Raw genomic sequence first — 20,571 nt, 5'->3', positions numbered from 1 at the left:
ACAATTATTGTCACAAACTGTTTTCTAATTATATAGAAAATAAAATCAAGTCAATTAAAACCTGTCAATTTTATGTATAATAGAGTTAATAATGAATGTCATTAGGCGGTGAGCAAATGGAACATCGAAAAACATACAATGCTAAAGAATTAAAAACTCCGAAAGGAAATTTAATTATTGAAGGGCCTATCTCTTCTGAAAAATTAGCAGACTTAGAGTTTCATAAGGACTTAGTAGCTTTTCGTCCACCTGAGCAGCAGAAGAAGGCGCTAATCGAAATAGCCGGGCTGCCAGAAGGAAGAATCATTATTGCCAGATACAGAGATACAATTGTCGGTTATGTTACGTACGTATATCCTGATCCGCTCGAACGATGGTCAGAAGGAAAAATGGAAAATCTAATCGAGCTAGGCGCTATCGAGGTAATCCCTGAATTCAGAGGTACCGGCACGGGCAAAAGCCTTTTAAAGGTGTCCATGATGGATGATGCAATGGAAGATTATATCATTATTACGACTGAATATTATTGGCATTGGGATTTAAAAGGCACCGGTTTAAATGTATGGGAGTATCGGAAGGTCATGGAGAAAATGATGAATGCTGGCGGACTGGAATGGTATGCAACAGATGATCCAGAAATCAGTTCTCATCCGGCTAATTGTTTAATGGCAAAGATCGGCACAAGGGTTGACCTTGACTCTGTTCAGAAGTTTGATCGCCTCCGGTTTATGAATCGGTTTATGTATTAGTAGAAAAGTGGAGAGTGCCTGCTTATCGGAACTAGACATAGAAAAAGGGGATAGAGAAATGATTGTCGAAGAAATTATGCGGACTGAAGTTGTCACTTTAACTGAAAATGACAGCATAGCAAAAGCCATTAAACTAATGAATGAGAAGAAAATTCGCCACCTGCCAATAATTGATGAAAATCAGCGCTTAATTGGATTGGTAACCGATCGAGACATACGTGACGCCACTCCTTCCATTCTTTTTGACACCGAAAAATATAAAGAGCTTTTGCAAAATCCTTTAAAAATGATCATGAAAACGGATATTATCACTGGACATCCCCTCGATTTCGTTGAGGAAGTATCTGCCATTCTTTACGAGCACCGCATTGGTTGTTTTCCAATATTAAAGGAAGATAAGCTTGTTGGTATTGTCACGGAGACAGATTTACTAAGGACATTAGTTGAATTAACAGGTGCCCATCAGCCAGGCTCGCAAATAGAAGTAAAAGTACCAAATAAAGCTGGAATGCTGTATGAAATAACGACTGTCATTCGAAACCGAAAAGCAAATATTCAGAGTGTGTTAGTGTATCCCGATAAGAAGGATGAAAAATATAAAATAATCGTTTTACGAGTCCAAATGATGAACCCGCTTTCCATCATTAAAGATTTACAAGATGCTGGTCATCAAGTGTTATGGCCAAATGATCCGGGGCAATCATCATGAGTCAAGACTCCGTTTTTGTTTTTTCAGATGACTTACTGGACTATAAATTCAGTGAGAATCATCCTTTTAATCAATTGAGGATCAAACTTACACTCGATTTACTTATACAGTTAAAAGCTATTGAGAAAAATCAGATCGTTGCGCCAAGAAGAGCATCAGATGAAGAGCTGGAGCTAATACATGACCCCCATTATGTGAACGCTGTCAAATTGGCAGGAAGCGGCCAGCTTTCACAAGAAATTGGGGAAAATTACGGTCTCGGCACAGAGGACACTCCTGTATTCCCGAATATGCATGAAGCAAGCTCGCTCTTAGTTGGAGGAACTTTAACAGCTGTTGACCATGTCATGAGCGGCCGCTACAAACATGCCCTTCACCTTGGCGGAGGCCTCCACCATGGCTTTAGGGGAAAAGCTTCAGGCTTTTGTATTTATAATGATAGCTCGGTTGCCATTAAATACATCCAGGAAAAATATAAAGCCCGGGTTCTATACGTAGATACGGATGCCCATCATGGAGACGGTGTGCAATGGTCATTTTATGATGATCCTGACGTATGTACACTTTCTATCCATGAAACTGGCCGATACTTATTTCCGGGAACAGGAAATGTCAATGAACGGGGTCAAGGTAAAGGGTATGGGTATTCTTTTAACATACCTGTAGATGCATTTACTGAGGATGATTCCTGGCTAGACATATACCGTACTTCTATAAGAGAAATTGCTGAGTTTTTTAAACCGGATGTAATTTTAACACAAAATGGTGCTGATTCACATTATTTAGATCCGCTTACACATCTTTCATCCACCATTAATATTTATCGTGAAATTCCGAAACTCGCTCATGAAATAGCCCATGAATACTGTGATGGCAAATGGATTGCAGTAGGTGGAGGCGGATACGATATATGGCGGGTAGTCCCGCGCGCGTGGGCTTTAATTTGGCTGGAAATGATGAATAATCCAATTGCTGCTGGAGCATTGCCATCGGAATGGGTGAATAAATGGAAAGGTGCTTCACCCGTTCCGCTTCCATTACATTGGGATGACCCCGCAGACATGTACAAGCCGATTCCAAGGAAAGAGGAAATTACAGAAAAAAATAAACAAACACTCGAGAAGGCCTTATATCCGATAAGAAACCAAAGCAAAAGGACAAGTTAACTGCGGTTACTGGAACCATAAATTGTTCGATTCGGCGGCGGACCTTGGTTCCGTTATCTGTGAAACAACCCCATATTTGGGCAGCTTGCGGACACACGTTCCTTTATTTGATGAAAAACCGTCAATTTCTCCTTGTTTTTATCAAATAAGGGATTCTGTGTCCTCCAAACTCCAAATACCCAAGTTTTTATGTAAATAAAGGATTCTGTGTCCGCAACAATCAAAGTACGGGTGCTAAACCCAATAAAAAATGCTCAGAGTATTACATGTCTCTGAGCATTTTTGTATTCAGTATCATTAGCTGTTTTCTTCAACATTTTTATTCAAAACACTTGTTTTAACAGGCCAAACAATCTTCAAATCATCTCCGGGTTCAATTGTACTATGAAATGTGGCCTGTTCCCCATTAACAAGCAGAACAAAGTTTCCATTAGATTCAGTTGGTATATCAATATCCACATGGCCGAACAGATCCTGAAAAATAAATGGCTCGATTCTGCCTTGTTCAACCATTAAATGGTCCCCATCCTGGATTAAGTCGTCCTCCAGTAACGTAACCCCTTGCCTCTTCACTGTAGAGACAGGCTTTCTAAGGTTAATCTTCTTGTCATTAAAGGAGACTGGGATGTTTTGTGAAAGCATGATTTGTTTGAGCTCGGCAAATTCTCGTACAGTAATTGCCGATTTTTTTTCAATAATAATGTGATCTCCATGTTCAAAACTATGATAGGTTTTAATTTCCTTTCCGTTCCGGTATATTTTTCCGGAAAGAGGAGGAATGAAGGTTTCTTTTTCATTCAAATTAACCCGGAATGGCCTAATTTCTGCAAGCAGTTCATGCAAATTAAGCGAAGCGAGCATCTCTTCCACCGTTTCAGGAATTTTGCATATGATTGTATCACGGTCTTCTACAAGCTTTTCTGCTGAAGCGGTTGCACCGTTACAAATTAATGAAGCAGTAACGATATAATGCTGCTCATTTATTTTGATTTGTTTCGATGGAATTTCATCAATTAGATCCTTTATGAGCACCTCTGCCTTATGCCCGTTCTTGCCTTTCTCAACAATGAGATGATCTCCATTCTGGATGACACTTTCTAATGAGCATGGGCTGTCATTGCATAAAATTAATGGAGCTTCTCCATGTCCGCCAGGTATTGTGATATTTTGTCCATTTAGATTCACAATCATGGCCAAACCCGGCTTTCCATATAATTTGTTCATCTTTATTCCGGCAGCAAGAAGACAATCGCCAACAGTCAATTGCTTGACTTCGAATAATCGAACAGGCTGGTCATTTACATAAACGGTTTTGTATTGAACAGGTGATTTATGGGCAGCTATAGCAATTCCTATTGGCGTAACGAGTTCAGGCCCTTTTTCAATATGATCCGATAAAGTTAAAGATTGTATCGCATCAATTCCTCTGATTGCCACCCTGTTTTCGGGAAGATTCAATTTTTCCGCCACCCGTTTTGGCAGCTCTGGTGTTTGGCTCCCGCCGCCTACAAGCATCACTGCTTTTGGGGGCTGCTCGTTGTTTAAGCCCAGTATTTCTTCACAAATTGATGTTGCCAGCTTATCTAATGCAGGAGAAATCATTTGAACGATTTCATCTTTTTGGATTTCGGTTTCAAATCCAAGTATGTCTGTAACCATAATCGAGTCATTGGTAAGCAGTTCTCTTTTTGCCTTTTCTGCTAAAGGAAAATCCAAAAGCAGCTGATCACTGATCGCTTCTGTAATCTCATCCCCAGCCACTGGAACCATTCCATATGCAATAATTGTTCCAAGATCTGTAATCGCAATATCAGAGGTTCCCGCCCCAATATCCACTAAAGCTACATTTAACCGGCGCATTGACGGGGGGATTAGAACATTAATGGCCGCAATTGGCTCTAGTGTTAAAGCCTCCATTTCAAGTCCAGCACGATGAAGAGCCGACAAAAGGGATTCAACAACAACCTTAGGCAAGAAGGTAGCAATAATTTCAACAGAGGCTTCTTCCCCCTGCTGGTCAATTAAGCTGCCGATTTCTTCTCCATCTAATCGATAATAAAGAACCGAATAACCGACACAATAATAGTAGGTTTTGTTTGATTGATATTTCTCTGCTACCATTGCTTGTGCCTGCTGGACAGCGCTTAATTCTAAATGAAGGATATCTTCCTTTTGAATTAATGGCTTGCCGTTAATATCAATGCTCACCTGAGCACGTTCTGTCTTTAAGGCACGGCCGGCGGCAGCAACACAAACCTTTTTCAAGGGGCCATGTTTTATTTCCAGTTCTTCCTTAATTTCGGTAATGATTTTGGAGACAGCTAGTACATCATGAATTTGTCCATCAAGCATGGCACGTTCTGTATGTTCTTTGACAAGAATATCAACAACATGATATTTGCCATCAGTTTCATCTAGTATAATCCCATTCACTGAACGGGTGCCTATATCTAAAGCGAACAGCTTCTTTTTTTCAAGCAAGTTTACACACCTTCTTTGCCTAATAAGAAAAATAATTAAAGAAAACGCTTTATTACAGAAAAGCGTTTAATTATTAAAGAAATAATTAGTGACATGTCAGAAGATTTCATATATAATAACTCTAATTATTAAAATGTATCACATAATTACGAGGCGATAAAGAAGAATGAGCAGAAACAATGCGGAATAGAAAATATTCTTTTGATATTCAGCATGAACATTCGTATGAGGATGAATAAATCATCCCATTTCATTCATATCGGACTCAAAAACTAAATTTGAGAAGGGAAGGGACAGGAAATGAGTAATGAACTTAATCAGTTGAGAGATCGTGTAGATGAACTAAACTTACAGCTTCTTTCACTAATCAACGAAAGAGCAAAGTTGGTTCAGGAAATTGGAAAGGCGAAAGAAACACAAGGTGTTTACCGCTATGATCCTGTCCGTGAGCGCCATATGCTCAATCTAATAAAAGAGCATAATGACGGCCCTTTTGAAAATTCAACAATTGAACATGTGTTCAAGGAGATTTTTAAGGCGGGATTAGAACTGCAAGAGGATGATCATCGTAAAGCACTTCTTGTTTCAAGAAAGAAAAAGCCTGAGAATACAATTGTTGATTTAAAAGGTGTAAAGATTGGTGATGGAAATCAGCATTTAGTATTTGGTCCTTGTGCAGTTGAATCGTATGAGCAGGTGGCAACAGTTGCTGATGCTGTAAAGGCTAAGGGGCTTAAGCTGCTTCGCGGTGGTGCGTATAAACCAAGAACATCCCCATATGATTTCCAAGGACTTGGACTGGAAGGTCTTAAAATTTTAAAAAGAGTTGCCGATGAATTCGATTTAGCTGTTATTAGTGAAATTGTAAGTCCTAATGATATTGAAACAGCTGTCAACTATATTGATGTTATTCAAATCGGTGCACGTAACATGCAGAATTTCGAGCTTTTAAAAGCTGCAGGTGCTGTCAATAAGCCAGTATTACTGAAGCGTGGAATTTCTGCAACGATTGAGGAATTCATTAACGCAGCAGAGTACATTATGGCACAGGGCAACGGACAAATCATTCTATGCGAACGTGGAATTCGTACGTATGAGCGTGCTACGCGCAATACTCTTGATATTTCTGCTGTTCCGATTTTAAAACAGGAAACGCACTTGCCTGTCTTAGTTGATGTTACCCATTCAACAGGAAGACGTGATTTACTCCTTCCAACAGCAAAGGCAGCATTAGCTATTGGAGCTGACGGAATTATGGCTGAAGTTCACCCAGATCCAGCAGTAGCTTTATCTGATAACGCTCAGCAAATGGATTTAAAGCAGTTTGATGAATTTATGAAAGAACTAAAATCTTCTGCTTTCGTAAGAGTTTAATACCCAAGAAGCCTTCTGCTAAATGTCAGAAGGTTTTTTTTTATTAAAGATTGTAAAATATATACTCTTCACATTGCGGCATTCCTTAGTCTGTCGTATGATTAGTTACATAAATAATGATTGTGTAGCCACTCACAAACCTCGTGGTGACTAGGTAAGGATTGCTTGTTGTAAACTAGTATTAAATAAGGAACTTTGCCAATTATTTAAGGAGTGATATAGATGAATATAACGATTTATGATGTTGCCAGAGAGGCCAACGTTTCTATGGCGACAGTTTCCCGTGTAGTAAACGGAAACCCTAACGTAAAGCCCGCAACTAGAAAAAAAGTATCAGAGGTCATTGAAAGACTAGGCTATCGGCCAAACGCTGTTGCTCGAGGACTAGCAAGTAAGAAAACAACAACGGTAGGGGTAATTATTCCCGATATTTCAAATATCTTTTTTGCTGAGCTGGCGAGGGGGATTGAAGATATCGCCACAATGTACAAATATAATATTATTTTAAGCAACTCCGATCAAAATTTAGATAAGGAACTCCATTTAATTAATACAATGCTTGGAAAGCAAGTGGATGGAATTGTATTTATGGGCGGAAATATAACCGAGGAGCTAGTACAGGAATTTGAGAAGTCTCCTGTCCCAATTGTTTTAGCAGGTTCAATAGAAGAATCAGAAAGAATTCCTTCCGTCAATATTGATTATGAGCAGGCAACCTATGATGTCATTATTAATTTTATCAATAGAGGCCATAGCGACGTCGCTATTGTCCTAGGACCAACCCATGATCCTATTAATAGTGTGAAAAAGCTTGAAGGCTACAAACGTGCCTTGGCTGAAAAAGGTCTTCCATTTAAGGAGGATTTAGTGGCAGAGGGTGATTACACATATGATTCAGGAATTGAAGCATTTGAAAAGCTGCTTGAGGCAGAAACAAAACCAACCGCGATTTTCTCTTCTTCAGATGAAATGGCGCTTGGCCTTGTTCATGGTGCGTTGGATCGAGGTTTCAATGTCCCCGAGGATTTTGAAGTAATTAGCTCTGATAACACGAAATTGTCATTAATGGTTCGCCCGCAGCTAACGACAATCGTACAGCCGCTTTATGATATTGGCGCAGTTGCAATGAGACTCTTAACGAAGTATATGAACAAGGAAGAAGTAACAGATCATATCATCGTACTCCCTCACCGCATCGAAGAACGAAGCTCAACAAAATAATGAAATAGCCGATAAAAAGAGGAAAAACGGAGTCTGCTCTTCTAGGGGCGCCTTTTCACAGTTATCAAACAAGGCTTCGGTCAAAACGAGCAGAATGGAATGTAAAAACAAAAAATGCACAGAGCTAAGTTATTCTCTGTGCATTTCTATTGGGTTTTTCACCCGGACACTTTGAGTGGTGTGGACTTTTTATAGGACATAGAATCCTTTATTTGCATAAAAACTTGCTTATTGAGAGTTTTGAGGACACAGAATCCTTTATTTGATAAAAACAAGGAGAAATTGACGATTTTTCATCAAATATAGGAACGCGTGTCCGATACTTTCCAAACATGGGCCTATTTGTAAAAAACGAAACCAGGGTCCGCCCCAAAACGGTTATTTCTTATTTATGTTCATTTACCGCATTCGTTAACGATTCATAAGTAATCTTCCAATGAGAAGCATGCCAAATCACTTCGCCATTTTTAAACAGCAGCACCTGAGGTGATTCATGTTTAATATTAACCTTCTCCGCAATTTGATTGGACAGAGGGCGTTCCTCTTGAACAACCAGATAATAAATCGGCAGGCTGTCATGTTCTTCTGCAAAGCTTTCATACTCTTCATATGCAGCCTGGCTAATCGGACATGTAGAGCTGTGCTTTAAGACCATCACTTGCTCTGAAGCTTGCATAACCTGTTCAAAATCTTCATTTCCATTAAACCTTTTCACATCATTTCCCCCATATTAATGATTATATTTATACTCCGTCTCATCAAAAGCTTTTTTCGTTTCTTCTAGTTTTTTCTGTATTTCATCATTATTGGCGCCTTGTTTATTGCTAACCGCTGTCTTATTTTCTTCAGCGCCGCCAGTCAAGCTTTCTATTGGCTTTATGCTTTTTACCTTATTCACCAATTCAATGGATTGTCTGGATACGGATTGGGCAAGGACATTTGATTTCTCCTTGGCAGTCCCAGCTAATTGCGTCCCCTTAGACATAGCTGATTCACGAAGCTGCCCTGTTCTTTCTTTTAAAACAACAGCTTGTTCATTAATATTATTTCTTAATTCCTTGCCGGATTTAGGTGCAAGGAAAAGTGCGGCAGCCGCACCAACCATTCCGCCAATTAGAGCGCCTATTAAAAAATCCTTCGTATTAATATTTTCCTCTGATTTCGCTTGACCATGTTCAAATTGGCTTCTCTCTTGACTACTCATACTCTTATCCCTCCTAATAATTTCTTTCCCTGATCCATCTTTTCTGAGGCACAGGCTTGTCAGGTGAAACCTCATCCGTTTGAGCTTGTTTTCTCATTTTCCATTTGTCCTTTAACTCCATGATAATTTGACTCCATTGAACTACTTGAGAGATTCTTTCTTTATTTTCCTCCAGCCCATTGTCTATAGAGCGCGAAATCTTCTGGATGGACCCATTGAAGCCGCGGACAGAATCTCCTACTTCCTTAACTGCATTGACAACACTGCCTAGACTTTCTGATTTATGCTGTATATCCTCTGCAAGCGCATTCGTTTTTTCGAGTAATGCCGTTGTTTCTCTTGTTACCCCTTCTAACTGCCCCTCTAAGCCATTTAATGTTTTCGAAACACTATCTAGAGTAGCTTGAAGAGACTTAAGTGTTTTTGATAGGTAAATGACAAGAACGAGAAAAGCAATGGCGATGACTGCTACACTTAAATACAAAATAATCTGCACTTTGATGACCTCCATTTGTCCTAGCTATTTATCTTTTTCCCCAGTTGCTATTAACATAAACCCCCTAATCTATATGAATTCCATTTAATAGATCAATTTCCTGCTATTATTCCATCATATCTATACATTGGTCATTTTAACATAATTGCCCAATGATAAAATATATTATTAAACAAAAAATTCGAATTGGGATACAATAGTATTGTTAATAGAATTTGTTTACATCGGAGGGATAAGGATGAAAGATCCTCGTATTGAGAAACTGGCAAAAAATTTAATAAACTATTCTATTTGTCTTCAAAAGGGAGAAAAAGTCCTAATTGAAAACTTTGGATTACAAAGAGAGCTTGTTACAGCACTTGTAAAAGAAGCTTATGCTGCAGGCGGTTTTCCATTTGTTCTATTGAAAGATCATCAGGTTGATCGCTCTCTACTATTAGGAGCACAGGAAGAGCATTTTAGCTTGATGGCTGATTTCGAGGCAAATGTCATGGGTCAAATGGATGCATACATTGGACTTCGTTCAGGAAATAACATCAATGAGCATTCAGATGTCCCTGAAGATAAAATGAAAATCCATGGTTCAACAATCGGGAAGAAGGTTCATCGTGAAATTCGCGTGCCGAAAACAAAATGGGTAGTCTTAAGATACCCAACATCCTCTATGGCTCAATTAGCAAAAATGAGCACAGAAGGCTTCGAGGATTTCTATTTTAATGTTTGTAATCTCGATTATGGAAAAATGGACAAAGCCATGGATAATCTTGTTGAATTAATGAACAAAACCGATAAAGTTAAAATTACTGGCCCTGGAACAGACCTTACCTTCTCTATCAAAGATATCCCAGCAATCAAATGCTCCGGTCAGATGAATATTCCTGATGGAGAGGTTTATACAGCTCCTGTCCGTGATTCTGTGAATGGTGTAATTACATATAATACTCCATCCCCGTACAATGGATTTACTTTTGAAAACGTGAAACTAACATTCAAGAATGGAAAAATCGTTGAAGCAGAGGCTAATGACTCCGAAAGAATTAATAAGATTTTTGACACGGATGAAGGTGCCCGCTACATCGGAGAATTTGCTATTGGTGTAAATCCGTTTATTTTACATCCAATGCAGGATATTTTATTCGATGAGAAAATCGATGGAAGCTTCCATTTCACCCCTGGCCAATGTTATGACGAAGCATACAATGGAAATCAGTCTAATATCCACTGGGATATGGTTAATATTCAGCGGCCTGATTACGGCGGCGGCGAAATCTACTTCGATGACCGTTTAATTCGGAAAGATGGACGCTTCGTTATCCCTGAATTAGAAGCTCTGAACCCAGAAAATTTAAAATGAGTATATAAAAAGATGCGGTTTCAGCAACCGCATCTTTTTTATATTTATAATTGATTTTCGTAAGCTTCCTGAAACTTTTGAATATCTCCAGCACCCATAAAAATAAGTACGCTATTTTCATGTTCTTTTAAAATAGCTGTATTATCTTCTGTTAAAATGTTCGCGCCTGGAATTTTTTCTTTCAAATCTTCAATTGATAATTTTCCATGGTTTTCTCTTGCAGAACCGAAGATTTCACATAAATAAACATGGTCAGCCAAATTCAAACTTTCGGCAAAATCCTCAAGAAATGCCTGGGTTCTCGTAAATGTATGCGGCTGAAAAACACAAATGATTTCACGATTTGGATACTTTTGACGGGCTGCATCAACAGTCGCTTTAATTTCTGTCGGATGATGGGCATAATCATCAATGATGATTTGTGAACCAATCTTTTTTTCTGTAAATCTTCTTTTTACTCCGCTAAAGGTTTTAAGATAGCTTTGAACAATTTCTGAATCTATTTCTTCATAATGGCATAACGCAATAACTGCCAGTGAATTTAAGATATTATGGTCTCCAAATGCGGGAATAGAAAAGGTTTCATAAAATGTATTTCTAACAAATACATCAAAGGTTGTTCCTTCTGTTGATTTGACAATATTCCGAGCTTGAAAATCATTCTCCTCGCCAAATCCATAAAATAGAACAGGTACTTTTGCTTGAATTCGCTGCAATTGTTCATCATCACCACATGCGAAAATCCCCTTATTCACTTGCCAGGCCATTTCCTGGAACGCAGAAAATACATCCTCAATATTAGCAAAGTAATCAGGATGATCAAAATCAATATTCGTCATGATGGCGTAATCAGGGAAGTACGATAAGAAATGCCTTCTATATTCACAAGCTTCGAAGGCAAAGTACTCCGCATTCTCATCCCCGCTTCCCGTTCCATCACCAATAAGGAATGAAGTTGGTTTTGCACCTTTCATGACATGTGCAAGCAAGCCTGTAGTAGAAGTTTTCCCATGAGCGCCTGTAACGGCAACACTTGTAAAATCCTTCATAAAATCGCCAAGAAACCGGTGGTAACGGATAACAGGCAGTCCAAGATTCATTGCTTCTTCGATTTCTTCATGCGTATCCGGATAAGCATTTCCAGCAATAATGGTCATTCCAGGTTTTATATTTTCCTTTTGAAAGGGAAGGATCTTTATTCCAGATTGCTCGAGGGCCAGTTGTGTAAAAAAGCGTTTTTCATAGTCTGAGCCTTGCACTTCATAATTCATATCATGGAGCACTTGCGCCAAGGCACTCATTCCGGACCCCTTAATACCTACGAAATGGTAAATAGTCATATAAAGAACCTCCAACCATCGTATATCTGTAAAACAGTATATGACATTCATCTAGTTTTGCGCATATCCTAATTTAGGACATGTTTAGTCAAAAAAAAATAATTTTATGATTAAATCTCTGCTTCTTTTACGTTATATTTCATCATATTCAAACATTATATCACTATTTATTTTCAAAAACTATGTAATGAAATCCCAGCTAGAAAACTGTCAATTGTATTTCATTGATAAGCTCCATGTGCCATCAATGGTCATGGAGCTTTTCAACTTTTTTCTATTCAACCTTTTCTAGGCGCGGGTTTGGACGGTAGCGTCTCCCAGCCTTAGCTGCATGCTTTCCATTAATTAAAACATTATCACCTGTAAAGCCAATATTAATCTTTAATAAGCTGCTTCCTACCCCGTACATGTCTACTGGAACACCTTGCTTTTCAAATTCCAGAATTCTGGACTCGTTAAAGCCGCCGCTTACGACAATTTTCACATGATCAAATCCTTCATCATCAAGTGCTTTTCTGAGCGCAAAAATTAATTCTGCATTCACCCCTCGCGGATCAAAGGTCCCTAATACATGCTGGTTTCTCAAGAAATACTGATCAATCATCGTGCGTGAAGTATCAATTCGAACACCCTTCAGGTCCTTGCCAAACACTCTCGCTACCTTTAGGGAATCTGTAATGGCATCATTATTATAATCAACTAGGGAAACTAGCTCATCTTCCGGAAAAGTTTCCTGGTACGCTTTAGTTGCAGCAACAAGATCTCCATTAAACATTTGAATAAGAGCATGGGGCATCGTGCCCATTCCTTTTTTTCCCCACCATTCATTCATGGCATGGGTCGCCTGGGCAGTAGATCCTCCAATATAAGCTGCATAGCCGTCCCCAGCTTGTGTTGTATAATGATCATCACGATCGCCCATGAAGATCACCGGCTTTTGCTTTCCTGATACACTTGCTGCCTTGACAACATTATATACATGCGTGGAGACTGACGTACGTCTGGAAAGAATTCCATCAATCACGCCTTCTAAATAACCAAAGGTTTCATATTTTCCTGTAATCGTTAGCACTGTTTCAAATGGCGCAATTTTGTCGCCATCCTTTAATGAATATATTTCAAGTTCATCGGGATTATCAGCAAATGTTTTAAGTAGTGCAATGACTTCATCTGTACCACACAAGACAGCATGGTCTTTTTGAAAAAATTGCATCGTCACGATTATATCCTTTTGGTACTTTTTCACAATCTCTTTCGTCTTTAAAAAGTACACCGCAGAAAACCAGCCATCTCTAATCCGCTCATCAAATTTAAAAGTCTGGTTTGTTAAACGTTTTATTTCCCCTTTTACTTTAAGCTCAATTTCCTTCATCCGTAAGCTCCTCACATACCGTTCGTAATCCTTAGGCTGTAAATAAATATTTTTGTTATTATTTTTAACATGCAAGTAAAGAATACCATGGATTAATTTATTGTACTAGAGTCTAAAAGTGATTCAAGCTCTTCGGATGTAATCAGAACCTCTCTCGGCTTACTTCCTCGTGTTTCTGAAATAAATCCCTGTTTCTCCATCATATCGATGAGGCGTGCGGCACGATTATAGCCCACTTTGAATCTTCTTTGCAGACTGGAAGTCGATGCAGCCCCTTGATCGATCACAAATTCACATGCTTCATAAAACAATTCGTCTTCTTCCTCAATGATCTGTGCTTTTTTCAGTAGTTCTTCTTGTTCGAATAAATATTCCGGGTCCCTTTCCCTTCTCACATGGGCAACTACATCATCAATTTCCTGATCTGAAACATACGTGCCTTGGAGACGAACAGGCTTAGATGATCCATTTTCTAAGAAGAGCATATCCCCGCGTCCAAGAAGCTTTTCAGCCCCGCTAATATCAATAATCGTTCGCGAATCAATCTGTGAGGAAACAGAGAAAGCAATTCTCGTTGGGACATTTGCCTTAATTAATCCGGTAATAACATCTACAGATGGTCGTTGTGTAGCAATAATTAAGTGAATTCCACAAGCCCTTGCCTTCTGGGCAATCCGGCAGATTGCTTCCTCGACATCCGCAGGAGACATCATCATTAAATCAGCGAGCTCGTCAATAATAATCACCATGTATGGAAGCTTATCTGAATATCGCTTATGCTCTTCAGCGAGCTCATTAAATCTGCTAATATCCCTTACACCTGTATGTGCAAATAGCTCGTATCGGCGTTCCATTTCCTCCACTGCCCACTTTAATGCTGCAGTAGCCGCCTTGACGTCCGTAATAACTGGACTCACTAGATGTGGGATTCGATTATAAGGTGCGAGCTCGACCATTTTCGGATCAATTAATATGAGCTTCAATTCATCAGGAGTAGCTTTATACAACAGACTAACTAGAATCGTATTAATACAGACACTTTTTCCCGATCCTGTTGCTCCTGCAATTAAGCCATGCGGCATTTTACGCAAATCTGTGACAATAGGATTGCCTCCTATGTCCAGACCGAGAACGGCTGTTAATGGAGAACTGCTTTCCTGAAACACTGGACTATTAATAATCTCGCTTATAAATACAGGTCTGCTCGTCTTATTAGGGACTTCAATTCCAATTGTATGCTTGCCCGGGATGGGTGCTTCAATCCGAATATCCCTTGCTGCAAGACTTAATTTAATATCATCAGATAAATTTGTAATTTTGTTTACCTTTACACCTGGTTCAGGCTGCACTTCAAACCTGGTAACAGAAGGACCTTGGGTAACATTAACGACATTTGCGTTGACATTGAAATTTTTTAAGGTTGAGTTAAGGAGTTCCTTCTGTTCGATAAACCAATCCGAAGATTCTTCCTGATGAACTGGCGGCAAAAGCAAGCTATTAGCCGGGAATTGATAATACGCAAGCTCCTCTTCTATTTCTGCAGCTGGTGCGGCTTCTTGAGTGGCAGAGGCAATTTCTTTCTCTGCAAGGACAACCACTTCCTCTTTCTTTGGAGCAGCAAATGTCCTTACTTGATTAGCGAGCTTTTGCTTATCATTCTTTAGCATTATAACGTTGAATGGGATATGTTTTCTCGCTGTTGGTTGGACTTCTTTTTCCATAGGTGCTGGCTGCTTTTCTGTTTCCTCTGTTGCTGGCTGTTCTACCATTTCCGCAGCCACGGGTTGCTCTTCCGCATCATCAGTTCCAGGTTGGTCTTCTGTTTCATGAGAGGCTGGCTGCTCTTCCGTTTCCAGAGTTACTGGCTGCAAATCTGCATCATCAGTTGAAGGTTGTTCTTCTGTTTCATCAGATGCTGGCTGCTCACCTATTTCCTCTGGCGCTAGCTGTTCTTCCGTTTCAAGAGCTACTGGTTGCTCTTCTGTATCCTCGGGTGCTGGCTGAGCTTCCGTTTCCTCGATTGCTGGCTCTTCTGCAAATAAGGCTACAGCTTCTTCCATTTCAACTTCTTTAGAAAAATAATCTACAGTTTGGGATTCTTTTTCCTGTAATTCATCCACATTAGAATCCTGCTTTTCCTCTATTAACGGCTCAGCGTGTTCAGGTTGTTTAGTCAGGTCTTCCATTAAAGAATCAACAAAAAGGTCTAAATCCTCTGAAGCTGGCTGGCGCCCATTTGCAAGCTTATTCTTAATGTCATCGTAAGTAAGGTTTTTTTGCCCATACCTATTCAATGGTTCCTTCGTTCGTTTAATAGGTTCTACAGTGATTGGACGTTCAAATCCATAGATGGGCGATGGAATTTCAGTTGGGCGAAAGGGATCTTTTCTTGGAGACGCCACCCTTTTTTCTTTTACATTATGAACCTTCTTCTCCTTAGGGATGGATTCATTTCGATTGATTCTACGTTCGGGAATACGTGCAACCTGCGGCCCTTCTTCCCTTTTTATTCTAGGCTCTCTTTGCTCTGATCCTTTTTTTTCATCTGGAATCACAGGAAAACGAAATTGTCCTTTAGGATATTGATATAATACTTTGGCATTCACATCTTTAGATGGTTCTATTTGATTATTCATATCAGATCTTTCTAGCTGATCTTGATTCATATATTCTTGTTCATAGTCATTCTTATTCTCTTCATTTTTAAACATTTGAAATAGCTTTCTAATCCAACTCAATTTATACCAACTCTTTCTTTAATTCTATCTTTTCCATTTTAACAGTATTTCGCGGAAATTGTAGAAAAAATAAGAGATTGAGTCTATTGGGGCAAATTTTTGCAAGTAAAAAGGACCACTTTTAAGTGATCCTCTACTAAATAATTGCCAGCTATTTCTTTTTAGTTTGGCCAAGAATAAAAATTGGCTCAAGCTCTCCGTTTTCATAGAGAAAGGATAAGGCTGTAATGGGCACTCTGCCGCTAGCAAAAAAGCTCATCGTCATCTCGGATAGAATGTCATAGCCTGTGTCATTCATAATATCAGCAATAATTAACACATCCTGATGCGGAACAGCCACAGCCATTGTCCCTTTTATTTGCTTTGCCTTTTCTTTAAGGAATGCATCATTTAATATTCTGCTCGCATCGTAGCCGTCATTTTTATTTAAGAAATAAAACGTATTGCCAGCAACTGTGTCACTTTTCAAATCGGTTGTTAGTGACCGAACGTTAAATAAGGCAATTTCCTTTATCCGTTCTGGAACCCAGCCTTCCTTTTGAATGAGACTAGAGTCAATTAAGCGGTAGGTAGTACCTAGATCCAGGGCATAATAAATTCTCGTCTCTGCCGTATGTTCATCCGTTAAAAATGGAATTTCTTCCTCAGATTCAGTTGGGAATGAAGTGGAACGAATGACTGGAAAAATGTTTTTTTCATAACCTGAAAGCTGAATCGGGGATCCATCCATTGCCTGAAGGCCTTCCTCCACATAATATACAACCTCATCAATTGCTTTTTCCTTCTGTAGCTCCCATTTGGCAATAATTCCTGGTAGAGAGATTGTAATCCCCTTTCCAGTTTGCTTATTTTCGATACGAAGCTCATCTTTTTTCCTGTCAAATGAAAAAGTGCGATTGGCGTTGGCTAATCGTTTCTCTAATTCCTTTTTCATTTTTAAACTATCCATTTTCATTTCAGGTTCCTCCTTGTAGGAACTTTATTACAAACAAAGGGATCGGCCCCATGTTGGTCGAACCCTTCCTAGTCAGTCCATCAAATATTACTGTTCAAGTTTTTCTATAAAATTCTCGATTTCTTCCTGGGTTTTACGATCCTTGCTTACAAAACGGCCTAATTCCTTCCCATCCTTATAACCAATAAAGCTTGGGATGCCAAAAATGTCAAGCTGGCCGCAAAGATCAATAAAATCATCGCGATCTACATATAAAAATGTATATTCCTGATATTTTGCTTCAACTTCAGGTAAGATTGGTTCAATCACCCGGCAATCTGGGCACCAATCGGCAGAAAACATAAATATATGCTTACCATTATCCCTTAGCTGTTCAAATTGTTCCATAGATTCAAGCTTTTTCATTTCCTTCTCCTCCAGTGTGGACCTTCATTTAACGAAATCAAATCCAGCATTTTTTCTCATATATTCAGATAATATCAAACTTAACACGACTGGACCAATAATATGCAACGAAAACATTTTCAGATTAAACTTGGCCCAAACCTTTTCGTTTTAAACGTCATTAATTGCCTTTAAACTGATCGCAGCATTGTTGCCTGTTCGTAATCCAAATGGATGAATCGAATATTATCACATATTGTCATAACAGGAAAAAAGTTCTATAATTAAGTAATATTTAAATTTTTCTAATAATTTATAAACGAGTGAGGTGGACAGTTTGAAAACCATTCGCGGCAAACTGGGACTAGTTTTGCTTATGACTATCGGAGGTCTTATTTTATTACTTTCTTTCAATTTTATTCTTCAAACGATTCAAGACAATAGCAGGGAAAAAGAAGCTGCCTTACTTTCAATAGTTGATGGCAGTAAGGATATTATGTATAACCTTGCGATGACTAGAAAATATGAGCAGCAATTCTTAAGAGAACCAGATCCACTTGATGCAGAGCTAGTTATGCAAAGCATTTTAAGAGTGAAATCTGAATCAAGCAGAATGAGTGAAAAACAAGAAATTGAGACGATTAAGAATGAATTTGAAAAGGTTGTTCAAAATGCAGATTCTTACTTGGAGAAATTCACCACTTTATCGGAAATGTACAAGCAGATTGGCTATAGCGATGATAAAGGCCTTAAAGGGCAAATAGCCATTACAGCAAATCAAATAAGTAATATGACTAAATTGCTAAAAAACTCGAGTATTGATGAACAGTTTTTACAGATGAGGCTGTATGAGAAACAGTATCTTGCTACGAAAAGTGAAGAAGCGTATGAGCAATTTATCCAATCTGGCGAAGCGTTTAAGATCGAATTAGAAGCAAGTAAAAATCTTAGCAGCAGCTCTAAAGCTTACTTAGAAAGATGGCTGACAGAATACAATGATGCTTTAAATGCGATCCATACCTCGTTTCAGCAGACAGCGGAATTTATTAGATTGTTTGATGAAGAAGCCAGGTCAATCGAACAAGCAGCTGCTGAAGTCCAAATAGGCATTATTGCCAATCAGCAAAACATCCAAAATGAGCTAAAAAAACAAAATGCATTTTATACATATTTAATTTATGCCATAAGTTTATCACTAGTAATAGCATTGGTAATTGGCGGATTATTATTATCAAAGGGTATTACTAGATCTGTCACTCTACTAAGAGCAGGTGCTGAGAAAATTGGTGATGGGAATTTAGGCTATCGCGTTCCCGCAATAGCAAAGGACGAAATGGGTGAGCTTGCTCGTACATTCAATCATATGGCTGAAAGGGTACAGCATTCCTTTCTCCAAATACTCGAATCTTCAACCGAACTTCAAGCATCTTCTGAAAACCTGGCTGCGATTTCAGAAGAAACAACAGCACAGGCAAATGAAGTGGATGCGGCTATTAAACAGATTGCTATTGGGGCTGAGAGCCAATCCTCACATTTAGAAGAGAGCAGAAAAGAGATTGAAAAGGTTTCTAAAGCGATTTATCATACTGAAAATTTGAGCTATGAAATTTTAGAGGAAGCCGCATTAACTGAGCAGGAAGGGCATAACGGAATTAATACCGTCCAAAACCTGCAGAACATTTCCGATCAATTTCTTAACCTTGCCAATCATGTAAATGAAAAGGTTAGTGAGGCTGCCATGCAATCAAGTCATATTACATCAATCGTTGATACAATACAGAACTTAGCAGATAATACAAATTTATTAGCCTTAAATGCAGCTATTGAAGCAGCAAGAGCTGGTGAAGCTGGTAAGGGATTTGCAGTCGTCGCTTCTGAAGTGAGAAAATTAGCTGAACGTTCAAAACAAGAGGCACAGGAAATTCACTCACTCGTTTCTTCTATGAATGAAATTATGGAGAAGCTAATGAATGAAACAGAGCATTTTAATGAATATACGCTTCTTCAAAGTGAATCTGTTCAAACGACAAAACTGGCGTTTGAATCAATCGTCCAGCATGTGAATGGAATCCATAAAAAAATTAATACAATTGGTGCCTCTGTAAAAGATGTACAAGCTGCAAACCATGTATTGAACGAACAGATTCAAGAGGTGTTTACCGTTTCTAGAGACTCTGCAGCCGTATCTGAGGAAGTGGCAGCATCAAGTGAAACACAGCTTGAGGCCATTTCGAAGGTAACTTTAGCAGCAACTGACCTTAGTGTCATTGCTAGTGATCTTAAACTAGAGGTGAACCAGTTCAGGCTTGATTCATCTGATGAAGAGCTATTCGAGAATGCTGGAAATAGCAGCTCCAAATTAAAGAGTATATTAAACAACCTAAAATCAAAATTTCAAAAAAATAAATAAAATAAAAAAGCTAGGCATTTTCCTTTGAGAGAATGCTTAGCTTTTTTATTTGTTAGAAAGCTATGTTATTCGGGCTTTCTTTATCTCATCTTGATTGACTGAATAATTTCTGCCATACTAGCTGCTTCAGCTGATAGATTTTTGGTTTTCGATTGGGTTGTAATTTTAACCCCGCCTACACCTACAGTCAATTCATTTTGTTGTTTGTCCGCATTTTTAATCAATAAATAGCCAAAATGCCCGTCTTTTGTAGAATATGTTTCTTTAAAGTCATATTCTTTTTGCTTTAAGGCTGCCTCATAAACGACTTTACTATCAGGGCTTTCATGCGGATTATAAAATAGAATATATGTCTTCGAACCATTCTTCAAAATAATATTATTAGGCGTCTCTTTGTTCACTTCAAACCCAAAAGGCAAATAGAACTTAATATCTTTATTTTCATTATTGGTTGCCTTTGGATCCGTATTGAACGATTCACCAACTTCATCCTTTGCAGCAGTTTGCTCTTCTGTTAGTGAGGCAGAACAAGCGCTCAGCAGTAAAACAACAACCAAGAGCAAGGCAGCTTTTAATTTGTTTCTCATACTAACTTCCTCCTTGCTTAGGAAAAACTGT

17 protein-coding genes and 1 pseudogene are annotated in these 20,571 nt (G+C 38.7%); 8 read left to right on the top strand and 10 right to left on the bottom strand.

Annotated elements, in window-relative coordinates:
• The first annotated feature begins 116 nt into the window (after window positions 1-116).
• Genes AR328_RS06810 through AR328_RS06800 form a run of 3 tightly spaced genes read left to right on the top strand, consistent with a single transcriptional unit; the run spans window position 117 to window position 2,624 of the window.
• Window positions 117-749, top strand: a complete 633-nt coding sequence (locus AR328_RS06810) for a GNAT family N-acetyltransferase (protein WP_066294581.1) — start codon at window positions 117-119, stop codon at window positions 747-749.
• A gap of 58 nt (window positions 750-807) precedes the next feature.
• On the top strand, window positions 808-1,458 hold the full coding sequence (locus AR328_RS06805; protein ID WP_066292229.1) for an acetoin utilization AcuB family protein: 651 nt from the start codon (window positions 808-810) through the stop codon (window positions 1,456-1,458).
• A complete protein-coding gene (locus tag AR328_RS06800) occupies window positions 1,455-2,624 on the top strand; it encodes an acetoin utilization protein AcuC (protein WP_066292224.1) in 1,170 nt (389 codons plus the stop codon). Before AR328_RS06805 ends, AR328_RS06800 begins: the two co-directional genes overlap by 4 nt.
• 297 nt (window positions 2,625-2,921) lie before the next feature.
• Here the strand turns inward: AR328_RS06800 and pilM are convergent, their stop codons facing one another.
• Window positions 2,922-5,105 carry a cell division protein FtsA gene (gene pilM / locus AR328_RS06795; RefSeq protein WP_066292223.1) on the bottom strand — a complete coding sequence of 728 codons (2,184 nt, stop codon included), beginning with the start codon at window positions 5,103-5,105 and terminating at the stop codon, window positions 2,922-2,924.
• Between the two features lie 300 nt (window positions 5,106-5,405).
• Here pilM and AR328_RS06790 point away from each other — a divergent pair, with 300 nt between their 5' ends.
• A complete protein-coding gene (locus AR328_RS06790) occupies window positions 5,406-6,479 on the top strand; it encodes a bifunctional 3-deoxy-7-phosphoheptulonate synthase/chorismate mutase (protein ID WP_066292221.1) in 1,074 nt (357 codons plus the stop codon).
• A 222-nt stretch (window positions 6,480-6,701) separates the two neighbouring features.
• Window positions 6,702-7,700, top strand: coding sequence for a catabolite control protein A (gene ccpA, locus AR328_RS06785; RefSeq protein ID WP_066292220.1), 999 nt, complete (start codon window positions 6,702-6,704; stop codon window positions 7,698-7,700).
• Window positions 7,701-8,085: 385 nt separating this feature from the next.
• On the opposite strand, the gene ytxJ is transcribed toward ccpA, so the two are convergent.
• The 3 genes from ytxJ to AR328_RS06770 are packed head-to-tail and all read right to left on the bottom strand — an operon-like array spanning window position 8,086 to window position 9,400.
• A complete protein-coding gene (gene ytxJ, locus AR328_RS06780; RefSeq protein ID WP_066292219.1) occupies window positions 8,086-8,415 on the bottom strand; it encodes a bacillithiol system redox-active protein YtxJ in 330 nt (109 codons plus the stop codon).
• A gap of 15 nt (window positions 8,416-8,430) precedes the next feature.
• A complete protein-coding gene (locus AR328_RS06775) occupies window positions 8,431-8,904 on the bottom strand; it encodes a YtxH domain-containing protein (RefSeq protein WP_066292214.1) in 474 nt (157 codons plus the stop codon).
• Between the two features lie 13 nt (window positions 8,905-8,917).
• Window positions 8,918-9,400 carry a DUF948 domain-containing protein gene (locus tag AR328_RS06770; protein ID WP_066292210.1) on the bottom strand — a complete coding sequence of 161 codons (483 nt, stop codon included), beginning with the start codon at window positions 9,398-9,400 and terminating at the stop codon, window positions 8,918-8,920.
• A 238-nt stretch (window positions 9,401-9,638) separates the two neighbouring features.
• On the opposite strand from AR328_RS06770, the gene AR328_RS06765 reads away from it, so the two are divergent.
• The gene (locus AR328_RS06765; protein WP_066292208.1) at window positions 9,639-10,754 is read left to right on the top strand and encodes an aminopeptidase; all 1,116 of its coding nucleotides are present in this window, start codon (window positions 9,639-9,641) and stop codon (window positions 10,752-10,754) included.
• 44 nt (window positions 10,755-10,798) lie between these two features.
• On the opposite strand, the gene murC is transcribed toward AR328_RS06765, so the two are convergent.
• The 5 genes from murC to AR328_RS06740 all read right to left on the bottom strand — a co-directional run bounded on the left by murC (window position 10,799) and on the right by AR328_RS06740 (window position 17,564).
• Window positions 10,799-12,094 carry a UDP-N-acetylmuramate--L-alanine ligase gene (gene murC / locus AR328_RS06760; protein WP_066292206.1) on the bottom strand — a complete coding sequence of 432 codons (1,296 nt, stop codon included), beginning with the start codon at window positions 12,092-12,094 and terminating at the stop codon, window positions 10,799-10,801.
• A gap of 274 nt (window positions 12,095-12,368) precedes the next feature.
• Complete coding sequence (locus AR328_RS06755) at window positions 12,369-13,466, bottom strand: nicotinate phosphoribosyltransferase (protein WP_066292203.1); 1,098 nt, start codon at window positions 13,464-13,466, stop codon at window positions 12,369-12,371.
• A gap of 92 nt (window positions 13,467-13,558) precedes the next feature.
• Complete coding sequence (locus tag AR328_RS06750; protein ID WP_066292202.1) at window positions 13,559-16,204, bottom strand: DNA translocase FtsK; 2,646 nt, start codon at window positions 16,202-16,204, stop codon at window positions 13,559-13,561.
• Window positions 16,205-16,355: 151 nt separating this feature from the next.
• On the bottom strand, window positions 16,356-17,159 hold the full coding sequence (locus AR328_RS06745; RefSeq protein ID WP_066292199.1) for a DUF1444 domain-containing protein: 804 nt from the start codon (window positions 17,157-17,159) through the stop codon (window positions 16,356-16,358).
• Window positions 17,160-17,246: 87 nt separating this feature from the next.
• Window positions 17,247-17,564: a thioredoxin family protein gene (locus tag AR328_RS06740; RefSeq protein ID WP_066292196.1), complete on the bottom strand. Its 318-nt coding sequence runs from the start codon at window positions 17,562-17,564 to the stop codon at window positions 17,247-17,249.
• A gap of 355 nt (window positions 17,565-17,919) precedes the next feature.
• On the opposite strand from AR328_RS06740, the pseudogene AR328_RS23480 reads away from it, so the two are divergent.
• A pseudogene (locus AR328_RS23480) lies at window positions 17,920-18,912 on the top strand (HAMP domain-containing protein); the annotation flags it as partial.
• Window positions 18,907-19,953: a methyl-accepting chemotaxis protein gene (locus AR328_RS23475; protein WP_442854440.1), complete on the top strand. Its 1,047-nt coding sequence runs from the start codon at window positions 18,907-18,909 to the stop codon at window positions 19,951-19,953. The pseudogene AR328_RS23480 and the gene AR328_RS23475, both read left to right, overlap by 6 nt.
• 80 nt (window positions 19,954-20,033) lie before the next feature.
• Here the strand turns inward: AR328_RS23475 and AR328_RS06730 are convergent, their stop codons facing one another.
• Window positions 20,034-20,540, bottom strand: a complete 507-nt coding sequence (locus AR328_RS06730; protein ID WP_066292188.1) for a hypothetical protein — start codon at window positions 20,538-20,540, stop codon at window positions 20,034-20,036.
• Window positions 20,541-20,571 lie beyond the last annotated feature (31 nt).

Source organism: Bacillus sp. FJAT-29937, assembly GCF_001509555.1.
Classification (GTDB): domain Bacteria; phylum Bacillota; class Bacilli; order Bacillales; family Cytobacillaceae; genus Cytobacillus.
This window is presented reverse-complemented; position numbering and strand designations above follow the sequence as displayed.

Coding starts and splice junctions, on each gene's coding strand:
- AR328_RS06810 (WP_066294581.1), top strand. CDS start 117: ATGGAACATCGAAAAACATACAATGCTAAAGAATTAAAAACTCCGAAA.
- AR328_RS06805 (WP_066292229.1), top strand. CDS start 808: ATGATTGTCGAAGAAATTATGCGGACTGAAGTTGTCACTTTAACTGAA.
- AR328_RS06800 (WP_066292224.1), top strand. CDS start 1,455: ATGAGTCAAGACTCCGTTTTTGTTTTTTCAGATGACTTACTGGACTAT.
- AR328_RS06790 (WP_066292221.1), top strand. CDS start 5,406: ATGAGTAATGAACTTAATCAGTTGAGAGATCGTGTAGATGAACTAAAC.
- ccpA (WP_066292220.1), top strand. CDS start 6,702: ATGAATATAACGATTTATGATGTTGCCAGAGAGGCCAACGTTTCTATG.
- AR328_RS06775 (WP_066292214.1), bottom strand. CDS start 8,904: ATGAGTAGTCAAGAGAGAAGCCAATTTGAACATGGTCAAGCGAAATCA.
- AR328_RS06765 (WP_066292208.1), top strand. CDS start 9,639: ATGAAAGATCCTCGTATTGAGAAACTGGCAAAAAATTTAATAAACTAT.
- murC (WP_066292206.1), bottom strand. CDS start 12,094: ATGACTATTTACCATTTCGTAGGTATTAAGGGGTCCGGAATGAGTGCC.
- AR328_RS06755 (WP_066292203.1), bottom strand. CDS start 13,466: ATGAAGGAAATTGAGCTTAAAGTAAAAGGGGAAATAAAACGTTTAACA.
- AR328_RS06745 (WP_066292199.1), bottom strand. CDS start 17,159: ATGAAAATGGATAGTTTAAAAATGAAAAAGGAATTAGAGAAACGATTA.
- AR328_RS06740 (WP_066292196.1), bottom strand. CDS start 17,564: ATGAAAAAGCTTGAATCTATGGAACAATTTGAACAGCTAAGGGATAAT.
- AR328_RS23475 (WP_442854440.1), top strand. CDS start 18,907: ATGGCTGAAAGGGTACAGCATTCCTTTCTCCAAATACTCGAATCTTCA.
- AR328_RS06730 (WP_066292188.1), bottom strand. CDS start 20,540: ATGAGAAACAAATTAAAAGCTGCCTTGCTCTTGGTTGTTGTTTTACTG.